The organism is Epibacterium sp. Ofav1-8, from assembly GCF_022348185.1.
Classification (GTDB): domain Bacteria; phylum Pseudomonadota; class Alphaproteobacteria; order Rhodobacterales; family Rhodobacteraceae; genus Epibacterium.
The window spans coordinates 90,492-105,138 of the sequence record NZ_JAKRFD010000012.1 but is presented as its reverse complement, the minus strand read 5'-3'; the positions used below and the strand labels follow the sequence as shown (position 1 = coordinate 105,138).

The 14,647-nt window shown below is 66.0% G+C and carries 13 protein-coding genes; 2 read left to right on the top strand and 11 right to left on the bottom strand.

Annotated elements, in window-relative coordinates:
* Positions 1-96: 96 nt before the first annotated feature.
* The 8 genes from ftsA to ftsW form a co-directional block, all read right to left on the bottom strand.
* A complete protein-coding gene (ftsA, locus tag MHM97_RS18125; protein WP_009179265.1) occupies positions 97-1,431 on the bottom strand; it encodes a cell division protein FtsA in 1,335 nt (444 codons plus the stop codon).
* A gap of 1 nt (position 1,432) precedes the next feature.
* Positions 1,433-2,332 (bottom strand): cell division protein FtsQ/DivIB, encoded by a 900-nt coding sequence (locus MHM97_RS18120; protein ID WP_239324093.1) that lies wholly within the window; start codon positions 2,330-2,332, stop codon positions 1,433-1,435.
* Entirely contained in the window at positions 2,320-3,204 is an 885-nt protein-coding gene (locus tag MHM97_RS18115) for a D-alanine--D-alanine ligase (RefSeq protein WP_239324145.1), read from the bottom strand. Before MHM97_RS18115 ends, MHM97_RS18120 begins: the two co-directional genes overlap by 13 nt.
* 345 nt (positions 3,205-3,549) lie before the next feature.
* Positions 3,550-4,476, bottom strand: coding sequence for a UDP-N-acetylmuramate dehydrogenase (gene murB / locus MHM97_RS18110; protein ID WP_239324091.1), 927 nt, complete (start codon positions 4,474-4,476; stop codon positions 3,550-3,552).
* Between the two features lie 119 nt (positions 4,477-4,595).
* On the bottom strand, positions 4,596-4,844 hold the full coding sequence (locus MHM97_RS18105; protein WP_239324089.1) for a DUF2484 family protein: 249 nt from the start codon (positions 4,842-4,844) through the stop codon (positions 4,596-4,598).
* A 154-nt stretch (positions 4,845-4,998) separates the two neighbouring features.
* Entirely contained in the window at positions 4,999-6,408 is a 1,410-nt protein-coding gene (gene murC, locus MHM97_RS18100; protein WP_239324087.1) for a UDP-N-acetylmuramate--L-alanine ligase, read from the bottom strand.
* Positions 6,405-7,502: a UDP-N-acetylglucosamine--N-acetylmuramyl-(pentapeptide) pyrophosphoryl-undecaprenol N-acetylglucosamine transferase gene (locus MHM97_RS18095; protein WP_239324085.1), complete on the bottom strand. Its 1,098-nt coding sequence runs from the start codon at positions 7,500-7,502 to the stop codon at positions 6,405-6,407. Before MHM97_RS18095 ends, murC begins: the two co-directional genes overlap by 4 nt.
* A gap of 46 nt (positions 7,503-7,548) precedes the next feature.
* Positions 7,549-8,718: a putative lipid II flippase FtsW gene (gene ftsW, locus MHM97_RS18090; RefSeq protein ID WP_239324083.1), complete on the bottom strand. Its 1,170-nt coding sequence runs from the start codon at positions 8,716-8,718 to the stop codon at positions 7,549-7,551.
* Between the two features lie 263 nt (positions 8,719-8,981).
* Here ftsW and MHM97_RS18085 point away from each other — a divergent pair, with 263 nt between their 5' ends.
* On the top strand, positions 8,982-10,163 hold the full coding sequence (locus MHM97_RS18085) for an NAD(P)/FAD-dependent oxidoreductase (protein WP_239324081.1): 1,182 nt from the start codon (positions 8,982-8,984) through the stop codon (positions 10,161-10,163).
* Between the two features lie 37 nt (positions 10,164-10,200).
* Here the strand turns inward: MHM97_RS18085 and MHM97_RS18080 are convergent, their stop codons facing one another.
* The gene (locus tag MHM97_RS18080; protein WP_239324069.1) at positions 10,201-11,097 is read right to left on the bottom strand and encodes a LysR substrate-binding domain-containing protein; all 897 of its coding nucleotides are present in this window, start codon (positions 11,095-11,097) and stop codon (positions 10,201-10,203) included.
* A 92-nt stretch (positions 11,098-11,189) separates the two neighbouring features.
* Here MHM97_RS18080 and MHM97_RS18075 point away from each other — a divergent pair, with 92 nt between their 5' ends.
* Complete coding sequence (locus MHM97_RS18075) at positions 11,190-11,351, top strand: DUF1127 domain-containing protein (protein ID WP_239324066.1); 162 nt, start codon at positions 11,190-11,192, stop codon at positions 11,349-11,351.
* A 37-nt stretch (positions 11,352-11,388) separates the two neighbouring features.
* On the opposite strand, the gene murD is transcribed toward MHM97_RS18075, so the two are convergent.
* Positions 11,389-12,792: a UDP-N-acetylmuramoyl-L-alanine--D-glutamate ligase gene (gene murD, locus MHM97_RS18070; protein ID WP_239324062.1), complete on the bottom strand. Its 1,404-nt coding sequence runs from the start codon at positions 12,790-12,792 to the stop codon at positions 11,389-11,391.
* Positions 12,793-13,555: 763 nt separating this feature from the next.
* Positions 13,556-14,638 (bottom strand): phospho-N-acetylmuramoyl-pentapeptide-transferase, encoded by a 1,083-nt coding sequence (gene mraY / locus MHM97_RS18065; protein ID WP_239324051.1) that lies wholly within the window; start codon positions 14,636-14,638, stop codon positions 13,556-13,558.
* Positions 14,639-14,647: the final 9 nt, after the last annotated feature.

Sequence of the window (14,647 nt, the reverse complement as noted above, 5' to 3'; positions counted from 1 at the left end):
GCTGTCACCCGCAATGTGGAGAAGCTGTGGGAAACTTGTGGATAACCCCGCCGGCGGTGGCGGCCATCGGCAAACCTCTGCCGAGCGCCGCGCCCCCTACCAGTTGTCCTTGAACCAACGCACGACGCGGCGCATCGACCCGCCCGCCATCCGGTCCACCGGCGCGTCGAAATCCCACCATTCATCCTGCGGATGGGCGGCAAAGAGACACATCCCCACCGCCGAGGCAAAGCCCGGCCCGGTCACCGCCTGCGGCAGCCCGTGCACCCGCATCGGGCGGCCCAGACGCACCTGCTGGCCCAGGATGCGGCTCGCCAGCCCATCCAGCCCGAGGATCTGGCTGGAGCCACCGGTCAGAACGATTTGCTGGCTCGGCAGATGGTCGAACCCGGCCGCATCCAGCCGGACGCGCACCTCCTCCAGGATCTCCTCGACCCGGGGACGCATGATCCCGATGAGTTCCGCCCGGCTGACCGTGCGGCGGTCGCGCTCCCAGTCGCCGGTCTCGCCGCCGATGTCGATCATGTCCCGGTCATCCGCCCCGGTGGCATGCACGCCGCCGGACATGGTCTTGATCCGCTCGGCGGTGGCGGTCGGCACCCCAAGCCCCATGGAAATGTCGCTGGTGATGTGATCGCCGCCCATGCGCACCGCATCGGCATAGATCATGTGTTTCTTCATGAAGATCGACACCGAGGTGGTTCCGCCCCCCATGTCGATACAGGCCGCGCCCAGCTCCTGCTCGTCCTCAACAAGGGCGGAAATGCCCGACACATAAGCCGAAGAGGCAATCCCCGCCAGCTCCAGATCACAGCGCTGCACGCAGCGCACCAGGTTCTGGATCGCCGCCGCCTCGACCGTCAGCATATGCATATCCACCGACAGCGCCTGCCCCATCTGGCCGCGCGGATCCTCAAGACCGGAACGATTGTCGAGTGCGAAATTCACCGGCTGCGCGTGCAGCACCTCGCGCCCCGCGCCGTACTCCGGCACCTCGCAGGCGGCCAGCACACGGGCGATTTCATTCTCAGTGACCTCTTGGCCCTCCAGTTCGACCGTGGCGTCCAGCCCATAAGAGCGCGGCAGCGCGCCGGAGAAACAGGCAATCACATGGTCAACGCGGACCTCGGCCATCTTCTGCGCCGCCTGAACGGCGGTGCGGATGGCGCGCTCGGTTTCCTGCATGGCGGAAATCTCGCCGAACTGCACCCCGCGCGAGCGGGTGGTCGCCGCGCCGATGACGCGAAACCCCGACTGCCCCGCGAGCGAGCCGATGGAGTTGTCCTCGCTCAGCCGCCCGATGCCGTCAAACCGCAGCACCAGACAGGAGATCTTGGAACTGCCCACATCCAGAATGGCCACCACACCGCGTTGCATGGCCTGGCGGCGCATCTGCCGCATCGCACGTTGGGATTGATACAGGTCTGTCATATCAATAGGAGCTCTCGTTCAATTGGCGGATGCGCCACCAGTCCTCGACGGCCGGTGCATTCATCCGCACGGTCAGGCGGGTCGGCAGGCGCAGATCGACCACCGCCACGTCCCGTTCCAACAGGTCTTTGACTTCGCTGACGGCGATCACCCGCTCCAGCGCCGCCACCGGGCGCTCGACCGGCAACTGGATGCGCTGACCGCGATCCAGCACCACGTCCCAGCGCCGCTCGCCGATGCGCACAAGGCCGCGCAGCCGTTCGCCCAACGGACGCGCCGCCGCAAACAGCCGCAACGCCTCGGCAGCGCGTTTGTCCGCGCCCCGCCCGGCGATCAGCGGCAGGTCCGGATGCAGGCTGCGCTGACCCAGTTCCGCAACAAAGGCGCCGGTGTCATCCAGCAAAGCCAGCCCGTCGCGGCTGCGCCAGACAATGGCGGGCTGACGCTCCACCACATCGACCTGCAGAATGCCGCCGGGGCGAATGCGCACCGCCGCCGTTTTCACCGGATCAAGCCCCACGATCAACTCGCGGATCGCCGCCAGATCGAGATCAAAGGAACTGAGCGGCAGATCCAGCGCCGTCACCTCGCGAATGTCGGTGGCGACACTGTCCCCCGCCCCGTCGATCGCCATCACGTTGACCATGAATTCCGGCCGGGTCTCGAAGGACGCCCGCGCCTCGGCATAAAGCCCCATGAGATGGTCCCGCCGCGCCTCATCCGCCAGGTAGCCGCCGATCGCCGCCGCCAGCAGGCAGGTCGGCACGCCCAGCCGCAGCCCCGTGCGAATGCCGGGGGTCAGCATCCAGCGCTGAATGCGATACTTCAGGCGCGAGGGCGCCGGATCGGCCTTGCCCTCGGCGGCTTGCTTTCTGCGTTTCGCCCCGGTCAGCGCTCGCATGAGGCATCCTCCACCAGCCAGGCGCAGAAGGCACCAAAGGACAGGCCGCAATGCTCCGCCTGTTCCGGCGTCAGGGAGGTCGGCGTCATGCCGGGCTGGGTGTTGGTCTCCAGCAGCACCAGCCCCGCCGCGCCGCGCGCCTCATCCCAGCGGAAATCCGTGCGCGACACGCCCCGGCAGCCCAGCACCTGATGGGCGCGCACCGCATAGTCTAGACAGAGCTGCGTGATCTCCTCGGGCAGCTCCGCTGGCAGCACATGGCGCGAGCCACCATCGGCATATTTCGCCTCGTAGTCATACCAGCCATCGGTGAGGATGTCGGTCACGCACAGCGCCCGCTCTCCCATCACCGTCACGGTCAGCTCCCGGCCCGGCGCATAGGTCTCCACCATCACTTCGGCGGGCATGTCCTGCGACAGTTGCGGCGGGCTGTTGGCCGCCTCCCAGACGATATAGATCCCGACCGAGGAGCCTTCGTTGTTGGGTTTGACCACATAGGGCGGCGCCATCACATGCGCGGCCATGACATCGGCCTTGGCGGCAATCACGCTGTCCACCACCGGCAGGCCCGCGGTGCGATAGGCCGCTTTGGAGCGTTCCTTGTCCATCGCCAGTGCCGAGGCCAGCACGCCGGAGTGCGTATAGGGGATGCGCAGCCATTCCAGGATGCCCTGCACGCAGCCATCCTCGCCCCAACGGCCATGCAGCGCGTTGAATACCACATCCGGCTTGATGTCCTTGAGTTGCGCCACAAGGTCCGGGCCCGCATCGACCTCGACCACCTCATAGCCTTCGCCCCTCAGCGCGCGGGCGCATTCACGCCCCGTCGACAGTGACACCTCGCGCTCGGCAGAGGGGCCACCCATCAACATCGCAACCTTCGGGAGTGTTCCGCTCGCTCCACCCACGATCACTGCCTCAATTATACCCGGGCGTTTGCGCCCACTTTTATCATTCTCGCAGGGCCGGTTTTCCGGCTCCCGCATAGCAAATCCGCATTCCGGCAGCGGGGGCCTGTTCCCCATCGCCAGCATGTCACGCATGCCTGTGGTCCAGGACGATGCCCGCGGCAATCAGGATATGACCAAAACCTTACGGCTTGATTAACCAAGATTGCCAACCGGAGCCGACGCCCGCCGTGACACCTGAACCACCCGCCCTCGACCAGCATGTCGCCAGACTGGGGCAATTGCATGAATTCACTGGGTTTTCTAGGATCACGACCGCTCAGGATCGCCAACACGCATGATTTCCCACTCTAGCCAAATGCCGGAGTCCGCGTAAACCTTTTTTCGCACATTTTCGCCAAGACCTTCAAGATCTGCGGCGGTTGCGCCACCCGCGTTAATCATGAAATTGGAATGTTTCTCGCTCATCTGCGCCCCGCCAAGGGTCGCCCCGCGCATTCCGGCGTTGTCGATCACCTTCCAGGCCTTCAGATCCATCACGTCATCGGCCCTGCCGGTAGAGGAAAACCCGGCCGGGTTGCGGAAGGTCGAGCCTGCCGAACGCTCTTTGGTGGGCTGGCTTTCATCGCGCTTTTGCAGCTGCGCCTGCATCCGGTCGGCCAGCGCCGCGGGGTCGCTTGCAGGGCCGCGCAGGGTGGCAGAGACCAGAACGGCGCCCGCAGGCAGCTCGGTCTGGCGATACCGGAATTGCAGGTCCTCGGCGGTCAGCGTGGTCAGGCTGCCATCGCGCAGCACCACCTGCGCCGAGACAAAGACATCCGCCACATAGGCGCCATAGCAGCCCGCGTTCATCCGCACCGCGCCGCCGATGCTGCCGGGGATGGTCCGCAAGAAGGTCAGATCGACGCCCGCCTCCGCCGATTTGCGCGCCACATGGCTGTCCAGCGCCGCGGCCCCCGCGGTGACGGTATCGCCGTCCACGTCAATCCCGTTAAAGCCCCGTCCAAGCCGGATCACCACCGCCCGCAAACCGCCATCGCGCACGATCAGGTTCGACCCCACGCCCATCGGGAACACCGTTACCTCGGCGGGCAGATCCCGCAGGAAGCTTTGCAAATCCTCCAGATCCGCAGGCTGAAACAGGTAATCCGCCGGCCCGCCCACGCGCAGCCAGGTCAGGTCTGAAAGGTCACGGTTCGGCGTCAGCCGCCCGCGCACGGCAGGAAGATCGGTCATGGTGGCTCGTCTCTGGTTTCAAGGCGGGTTTAGGCCATGCGCGTGCCAAGGAAAACCCCCGCGCCCGCGCCACCCGTCGATCACGCATTTCTTGCCGAGCGCCCGCTGTGGCGTGGCGCCTAGCCGCGCCGCACGCTCCGCAGCCAGCGCACCAGATGGATCACCGGCCAGCGCAGGATCGACATGCCCGCAACCAGCATCGCCAGCCCCCACCAGGGGCCGTTTTCCAGGGTCACATAGCCGAGGATCGGGATGCCGAGGGCAATCAGCACATAGGCCCGGGACCAGTGGTTGTCCTTTGACGGCAGCATTGCCAGCACATTCGCCAGCACCACCCAGAGGCACGCGAGGATCAGGGAGGTGTTCATGGGCGCGCCCCTCCCGCCATCGAGATGTCGCGGATGCCACCCGGAGCGCCTCCTGCGGCGCAATCGCCAGCCCCCCGGCCCCCATCGGCAAGGCACAAGGCGGACAGCATCCCTGTCCCCTCCTCTGCCATCGCGGGCCGGAGTGCGCGCGCCCTCACCCCTGCAGCCTTTCGGGCAGGCCGTTGGCCCAGGCGGAAATGGTACCGGCCCCGAGGCAGACCACCATGTCGCCGGGGCGGGTCTGTTCGCGCACCAGGCGCAGCAGGTCGTCCTCGTTGAGGATCGCGCGGGCATGGCGGTGACCATGGCGGATCAGTCCCGCCACCAGATCATCGCGGCTGGCGCCCTCAATGGGGTCTTCACCGGCGGCAAAGACCTCGGCGATGGCGACCACATCGGCGTCGTTGAAACAGGCGCAGAAATCGTCGAACAGGCTCGACAGGCGCGAATACCGGTGGGGCTGATGCACCGCGATGACCCGACCGTCGCCCTCAGATCCGATCGCCTGACGCGCGGCCTTCAGCACCGCGGCAATCTCCACCGGGTGGTGGCCGTAATCGTCGATGATGGTGACGCCGTCGACTTCGCCGACCTTGGTAAAGCGCCGGTTCACGCCGCCAAAGGCCGCAAGTGCCGTGCGGATCTCATCCAGCTTCATGCCGAGGTGACGGCACACCGCCACCGCCGACAGCGCGTTAGAGACGTTGTGGTCGCCCGGCATCGGCAGCGTGCAACCTTCGATCTTCTGCCCTTCGGCCTGAAGCAGGATGTCGAAATGCGCCACGCCGCCCTTGTACGTCAGGTTCACCGCCCGCACGTCCGCCTGCGCGTTAAAGCCATAGGTCACCACGCGGCGGTCGGAAATCCGCCCCACCAGTGCCTGCACCTCGGCGTGGTCAGTGCAGCAGACCGCAAGACCGTAAAAGGGGATGTTGGAGACAAACTCGTAAAACCCGTCGCGCAGCCGGTCAAAATCGCCCCAGTGTTCCATATGCTCGGGGTCGATATTGGTCACCACGGCGATGGTGGCGGGCAGCCGGTTGAAGGTGCCGTCGCTCTCGTCGGCCTCGACCACCATCCATTCGCCCTGCCCCATCCGCGCGTTCGATCCATAGGCGTGGATGATGCCGCCGTTGACCACGGTGGGATCAAAGCCGCCCGCGACCATCAGCTCGGCCATCATGGTCGTGGTGGTGGTCTTGCCGTGGGTGCCGCCGATGGCGATGTTGGACTTGAGCCGCATCAGCTCGGCCAGCATCTCGGCCCGGCGCACCACCGGCAGGCCGCGCGCGCGGGCTTCGTCCAGCTCGGCATTGCCGGGTTTGATGGCGGAGGAGATCACCACCACCTCGGCGTTTTCCAGGTTCTCGGCGCGCTGGCCCTCAAACACGGTGGCCCCGAGGGTCTCCAGCCGCTGGGTGATCTTGGAGGACTTCAAGTCGGACCCCTGCACCACATAGCCAAGGTTCAGCAGCACTTCGGCGATGCCGGACATGCCGATGCCACCGATGCCGACAAAATGGATCGGGCCAACGTCGCCGGGCAGTTTGGTGGCAGGGGTCATGGGGCAGCTTCCTCGGACAATTGTTCAACACACGCCACCAGACGATCCGTGGCATCGGGGATACCTGTGCTCAATGCGGCATTCGCCATCTGGGTGGCGCCTTGGGCATTGGTCAGGACTGCGGCGATTTGCTCTGACAGTGATGCGGTGTCAAGGGCGCTCTCCGGGATGCGGATCGCCGCCCCGGCCTCGACCAGCCCGCGAGCATTGGCGGTCTGGTGATCCCCTGCGGCCTTGGCCAGCGGGATCAGGATCGAGGGCCGTCCAATGACGGAAATATCGGCGATGGAGGACGCACCGGAGCGCGATATCACCAGCTGCGCCTCGGAAATCCGCGCAGGCACATCGGTAAAGAACGGCTGCACCTCGGCATCAATCCCGGCATCGGCGTAAAACTGCGCAACACGCGCCTGATCTTCGTCGCGGGCCTGATGACTGACACGCAAATGGCGGCGCACCTCATCCGGCAGCGCGGCGATCACGCCGGGCACCACATCCGACAGGATGCGCGCGCCCTGGCTGCCGCCGATCACCAATAGCGACATCGGATAATCGCCGGGCGGAATATAGGGTGCGCCCTGACGTTCCAGAACCGCACCGCGCACCGGATTGCCCACATGCACGCCCTGCGCGCCCTCCGGCAGATCGGTCGGCCAGACGCCGCACGCGACCTGCGCCACGCGGGTGGCGAATTTCTGGTTCACCTTGCCCAGCACGCCGTTTTGTTCGTGGATCATGCGCGGCAGCCCCAACAGCGTCGCCGCCCCCAGCGCCGGGATCGACGGATAGCCGCCAAAGCCGATCACCGCATCAGGCCGCTCACGCCGCATCTCCAGCGCCATCGCCGCCACGCCCGCCGCGATGCGGGGCGCGACCATGGCCTTTGCCAGCAGCCCGCCACGCGCAAATGTGGCCGAGGACACCTCGGTGATCTCGGTCGAATGGGGAAAGCCGCCGGTATAGCGCGCACCACGCGCATCGGTAGAAAGCTTCACCCGCCAGCCCTTGCGCAGCATCGCTTCTGCCAGCGCCTGTGCGGGGAACATATGCCCCCCGGTGCCGCCCGCCGCCATCAGGAGCAGTTTCTGTGTCATCTCGTGCCTGCCTTCGCGTTCTTATCCGTTGACCGGCCCACCTCTCTTATCCGCGCCCACGGCCGCGCAAGGCGTCCGCGATTTCGCCCTGAGGTCGGGACCGGGTGAAGGCCAGAAGCATACCCATTGCGATGCCGCCTGCAATCAGGGAGGAGCCGCCATAGCTCACGAACGGCAAAGTCATGCCTTTCGCGGGCAGAAGACGCACCGCAACCCCCATGTTGATCATCGCCTGAACGCCGAATGTGCAGGCCAGACCCGCCCCGGCGAGGCGGATGAATGTGTCCCGCTCGCGCATCAGGCGGAACAGGGAGCGCACGACGATCATCGCATAGAGGAAGATGATGATGGAGACGAGCACCAGCCCGTATTCCTCGGCCGCGACGGCAATGATGAAATCGGTATGCGCATCCGGCAGCGACCATTTCACCTGCCCTTCGCCGACGCCGACACCAAACAGGCCACCCTCACGGATCGCATTGGTGGCATAGCCAAGCTGCGTGGTCGGGTCGAGGTCCGGGCTCAGGAAGCCATCGATGCGGCGGGCAAAATGTTCCGAGTTGGAATAGGCAACCACACCGCCAAAGATCACCACGCCCGCCATGCCCACCAAGAGCAGCATCGGCGCGCCGGCGACGAAATACATCACGCCCCAGCCAAACAGGATCAGACAGGCCTGCCCGAAGTCCGGCTGCATCACCAGCAGCATCACCACCGACAGGCAGAGGCCAAAGGACAACAGCGTCCCCGGCGGGCCATAGATCTGCTGGCTGGCCGCGATCATCCAGGCCGCCAGCACGATGAAACCGGGCTTCAGGAATTCCGACGGTTGCAGCGAGGCAAATCCGAGGCTGTACCAGCGCACCGCCCCCTTGCCAAAGTCGGTGCCAAAGATCGGCAGCAGCGCCAGCGCCACAAACGCGCAGGCAAAGCCGATCACCGCCAGCCGTCGCACCAGCGTCGGCGACATCATCGAGGTCAGCACCATCGCCACCAGCGCGGTGCAGCCAAAAAAGGCCTGCCGTTGCACATAGTGGAAATTGTCGAACCCGTTGCGCGCCGCCAGCGGCACCGAGGCAGCCAGCCCCAGCAGCAACCCGATGATGAACAGGGTGATGACAAAGGTCATCGTCCACTTGTCCAGCGTCCGCCACCATTTCGGGAGGATCGGCTCCCCCTCTTGCGCGGGAAGCGCGCCATAGACCATCTCAGTCATGGGTTCACTGCCTTGGTTCGGCCCCGCAGGTGCAAATACAGATGCAAGGGCGCGTTTTGCCTCAAAAATATCCCTTTTTCGGGATTTATTGAGGAAACTGTACCCCGATTGCGGCGTACAGGCCAGCCTCTTCCTGCCCTTCGTGCCGGGAAAATTCCGCTGCACCGCCGCAGATCCGTCACATTCGCATCAATTGCCGCAGGCCCGCGCCGGCCCGGAGGTGGCCGCTTGCGCGGCTGCGGCTTTCGTGGTCGATGCGCCCCATGCGGATAAAGACCCTGATTCTCGGCGCCGGCGCGGCTGGCATGATGTGTGCGGCCCATGCGGGCGGCGACTGTCTGGTGGTGGATCATGCCAGGAACCCGGGCGAGAAGATCCGCATTTCCGGCGGCGGGCGCTGCAACTTCACCAATATGTATGCCGCGCCCGAAAACTACATCTCGCAGAACCCGCATTTCTGCAAATCGGCCATGGCCCGTTATACCCAGTGGGATTTCATCGACCTGGTCACCCGCCACGGCATCGCCTGGCACGAAAAGACCCTCGGGCAGCTGTTCTGCGACGACTCGGCCCGCCAAATCGTTGCCATGCTGGTGCAGGAGCTGCGCGATGCGGGCGCGGATCTGTGGTTGCAAACCTCGGTGGTGGACGTGCGCCACAGCACCGACGGATACACGGTCCGGCTGGAGCGCGAGGGCACGCCCGTCACCGTCACCGCGCAGAACCTGGTGCTGGCCACGGGCGGCAAGTCGATCCCCAAGATGGGCGCCACTGGGCTGGCCTATGACATCGCACAGCAGTTCGGCCTGCCGGTGCTGGACACCCGGCCCGGCCTCGTGCCCTTCACCTTTGGCGCGGAGCGGTTCAAGCCGCTGGCCGGCGTCGCCCTGCCCGCGCGGCTGTCGAACGCGCGCGCCAGCTTTGACGAGGCGCTGCTGTTCACTCATCGCGGCCTTTCCGGTCCGGCGGTGCTGCAAATCTCCAGCTACTGGCATGAGGGCGAGGAGGTCACCGCGCATCTGCTGCCGGACGTCGATCTGTTCAGTGCCCTGCGCGACCAGCGCCAGCAAAGCGGGCGCAAGGATCTGACCACCGAGCTTGCGCGCCACCTGCCCGCCCGGCTGGTCGAGGACCTCGCCGCCGATGGCAGCCTCAAGGGACGCCTTGCGGACCAATCCGACGCCGCCTTGCAGGCGCTGTGCGACCGGCTGCACAACTGGCAGCTGAAGCCCACCGGCACCGAGGGCTACCGCACCGCCGAAGTGACTCTTGGCGGCATCGACACCGACGCGCTCTCCTCGCGCACGATGGAAGCCAAGGCCCAGCCCGGCCTCTATGCGATCGGCGAGGCGGTGGATGTCACCGGCTGGCTTGGCGGCTACAACTTCCAATGGGCCTGGGCCTCAGGCCATGCCGCCGGACAGGCCATCGCCACCAGCGCGTGATACGCGCCCTGACACCGGCACTGCGATCCAGCCCGCCTCAGGTGCTGTCGAAATCCGCAACCTCGGCCAGCAGCCAGTTGCGAAAGGCGGCAACCGCAGGGTCCGCGCGACGCGCTTCCGGGTAGACCAGCCACACCGAGATGTCATCCTCCGTCACCTGATCAAACGGCTGCACCAACGCGCCGCTGGCGATCATGCCGCTGGCATAGGCCGGGGTCAGCAGACAGGCGCCATGCCCTGCCAAGGCCGCCTGCACCTCCAGCACCTGAGTGCCCAGGCTGTGCAGGTCTGCCTGTGGAACATAGTCAACACCGGCCGCCCGGAACCACATTTCCCAGGCCGGATCTCCCGCATCCACCAAGGGCACCCGCAGCAGATCTTCGGGCTGCGTGATCGGGCCATGGGCCTCCATCAGGGCCGGGGTCAGGAGCGGCGTATAGCTGGAGCGAAACAGCAGGTCCGCCGCCAACCCGGGCCAGCTGCCATGTCCGACACGAATGGCCACGCTGGCCTCGCCTGCCTCCAGATCGACGTAGCGGTGATTGACCTCGACCCGCGTGGTGATGCCGGGATGGGCGACCTGAAACAGCCCCAGTCGCGGACCCAGAATGAAGGCCGCGAAACTGGCAATGGCGCTGATCACCAGCTCCTGCCCACCGCCGCGCACCTCGGCCCAGCCGCGACGCACCATGTCCAGCGCCTCACCAACCTGCAGCTGCAGCGCCTTGCCCGCCGCTGTCGGCACCACCCCGCGCGGCAGGCGCCGAAACAGGGGCTGACCGGCGCGATCCTCAAGCAGCTTGATCTGATAGCTGACCGCCGCCTGCGTCATCGCAAGCTCTTCCGCGGCGCGGCTGAAACTGCCCAACCGGGCCGCCGCCTCAAAGGCGCGCACCGCAGGCAGGGGTGGCAGGGGGGATTTCGCCTTATCCATAAAGCCAGCTTATACCACGCCCCTTGAGTTTCAATTGGTCATTTGCCGCTGCAAAGCGCACATCTACACGACATCACGCAAGGAAGACTGCCATGACCACCATGATCGCACAGCTGAGCCTTTGGCCCGCCATCAGCAGGGTTTTTACCCGCCCCACGCAGAAACGCGGCCCGGGTCAGCACGCCCTGCACAGCCAGGCCCGCCGTGAGCTGTCGCATATGTCCGACCACATGCTGCGCGACCTCGGGCTATAACCAAGGCCGCGACAGAAGGTCCGGGCAGCCTCAGACCTCAGAGCTGCAATCGGGCCGTGACTTCGGCGATGAAATCCTCGCCGCGTTTCTCGAAACTGTCGTATTGGTCGAAACTCGCCGCCGCCGGGGCCAGCAGCACGGTTTCGCCCGCCTCGGCCTCCGCACTCGCCTGCGCCACCGCCTGTGCCATGGTGGTGCAGACCTCGGCCTCCACATCCAGTTGCATGGCGAACTGCGCCGCCTCGCGGCCGATCACATAGGCTTTGACCACCTCGCCGGTCGCACCTTTGAGGCCCTCCAGCCCGCCTTCCTTTTCCAGCCCGCCGCAGATCCAGCGGATCTTTCTGAAGGCGCTCAGCGCCTTGACCGCGCTGTCGACATTGGTGGCCTTGCTGTCGTTCACGTAGGACACGCCATCCACCTCGGCCACGCGCTGACTGCGGTGTGGCAATCCGGGATAGGTCCGCATCGCCGCCTCGATCACCCGCGGCGCCAGGCCCAGGGTGCGCGCCGCCGCATAGGCCGCGCAGGCGTTCTGATGGTTGTGGGCGCCGGGCAGACCGGGAATGTCGCGCAGGTCGATCGACCCCGCCTGGCGCCCCTTGCGATACTCCGACAGGAACCCCTTGCGGGCAAAGACCGTCCAGCCCGCGCCGCCCGTCAGCTTCTGCCCCGAGGATACGCGAATGACCCGGTCGTCACCATTGCCCTCGCTCAGCTGGCCGGCCAGGAACAGGCCCTCGTCCTCGTCGACGCCGATCACCGCGCGATCCGGCCCGCCTTCGGCAAACAGCCGCCGCTTGGCCGCAAAATAGCCGCCCATGCCGGCGTGGCGGTCCAGATGATCCGGCGTCAGATTGGTGAACACCGCCACATCCGGCGTCAGCGCCCGGGCCAGATCGGTCTGGTAGGACGACAGCTCCAGCACCACCACGCCGCCATCGCGCGGCGGGTCGATGTCCAGCACCCCGCGGCCGATATTGCCCGCCATCTGGCTGTCGCGGCCCACATGTTCGAGGATATGATGCAACAGCGCCACCGTGGTCGATTTGCCGTTCGACCCGGTGATCGCGACCACCTTGGGCGGGGTGTCGAACTCGTCCCACTCGCCCGAGGCGACCGAGCGGAAGAACAGCCCGATGTCATTGTCCACCGGCACGCCGGCGATCAGCGCGGCGCGCACCACCGGGTTTGGCTTCGGGTAGAGATGCGGAATGCCCGGCGACACGATCAGCGCCGCGATGTCGTCAAAGGCCCCCTGCCTGGTCAACTCACGACAGGCAAAGCCCTCACCTTCGGCGGTGTCGCGCGCCGCAGGGTTGTCGTCCCAGCAGATCGCCTCCGCACCGCCTTCGCGCAGCGCCCGCGCGGTGGCGAGGCCGGACCGGCCCAATCCCAGAACCGCTACCTTCTGACCTTGAACGCCTCGTACCGGGATCATGCCTTACCTCTTTTGACATCTCAGTTCGGCGCGACACTGCACCGGAGCGCGGCGGGAATGCAAGCGGGCTGAGGCCCACACGTCCCGCCTTGGGGAGGTCGTGCTCTCTTCGCCCGGACGATAGGCCGGGCAGCCCCCGCCCGCCCCCCAGGCGGGGGCTTTGCCCCCACCTCGGTCGGGCGCTGCCCTTTCGCGTTGCCGCCCCCGCGCACGCCCTGCACACGCCGCCTTCATGCCGACGCGCTACAGTCCCCCTGTCGCGACATCAAAAGACCACAGGAGTTCGGCCCGCCCCGAGACCCCCCCCTCATTGGGTGCAGGGCGGGTCCACCCGAGACCTCAGCGGATCTGGCCCTTAAAAAAGGCCAGCCGATGCTCCGCCCTCCCGGCGGCGCCGCCTTCTTTTGACAAAAACGCCGCGCGAGATCTCTCCCACGCGGCGCTATATAGACCAGTGCCCCCAACACGCGCCCCGCCAGCAGGCCGGGCGCCAAAGGTCCTGCGATGACGACCCCCACGACAGAAGAGCAACGACAGCTGTCGACCTCGGGTGGGGATGAAAGCCCCCTCCCATGGGGGAGGTCGGGGCCTGTCCGGCCTATCGGCCAGACATAATGCAGCCGTCCCTCCAACCGGCAGGTGGCCAAAGCTGGGAGAAATGCCTCATCACCCGTTCGACCGATAGGTCGGACAGCGCCCGACCCTCCCCACGGGAGGGCGCTCCGCACCCACCCAGGGTCGGGCGCTGCCCTTGCTATTGGCTTCAGCGGACCTTCAGCGTTGCCAGCCCGATCATCGCCAGGATCAGCGAGATAATCCAGAAACGGATCACGATGGTCGGCTCCGCCCAGCCTTTCTTCTCATAGTGGTGATGGATCGGCGCCATCAGGAACACCCGCTTGCCGGTGCGTTTGAAATAGAGCACCTGCACGATGACCGACAGCGCCTCCACCACGAACAGGCCGCCGACGATCGCCAGCACCAGCTCGTGTTTGGTGGCCACGGCGATCGCCCCAAGCGCGCCGCCCAGCGCCAAGGATCCGGTATCGCCCATGAACACCGCCGCCGGGGGCGCGTTGTACCACAGGAACCCGAGCCCGCCGCCGAACAATGCGGCGGTGAAAATCAGGATCTCGCCGGTGCCCGGCACATAGTGCACGTCCAGATATTCGGTAAAGTCGACCCGGCCTACCGCATAGGCAATGATCCCCAGCGTGCCGGCGGCAATCATCACCGGCATGATCGCCAGCCCGTCAAGCCCGTCGGTCAGGTTCACCGCATTGGCCGAACCGACAATGACGCAGATGCAGAACGGCACATAAAGGAAGCCGAGGTTCACCAGCGTGTCCTTGAACACCGGCAGCGCCAGCTGGTTCTGCAGGTCGCCGGGGTGGTTCCAGCTGGCCCAGAGCGCCGCGATCACCGCAATGGCAAACCCCAGCAGCAGCCGCAGCTTGCCCGGCACGCCCTTGGTGTTCTGCTTGGAGACCTTGGCATAGTCGTCGGCAAACCCGATGAGGCCAAAGGCCATGGTCACAAACAGCACCAGCCAGACAAACGGATTGTCCCAGCGCGCCCACATCAGCGTCGAGGTCAGCAGCGCGCCCACGATCAGCAGGCCGCCCATGGTCGGGGTGCCCGCCTTGGCCAGATGCGCCTCCGGCCCGTCATCGCGGATCGGCTGGCCCTTGCCCTGGGTGCGGCGCAGGACGTTGATCAGCGGCTTGCCGAACATGAAGCCAAAGACAAGCGCCGTGAGAAAGGCTCCGCCCGCGCGGAAGGTGATGTAGCGGAAGAGGTTGAAAAAGTCCCCCCCGTCCGACAGGGCAGTCAGCCAGTAAAGCATACCAGAGCG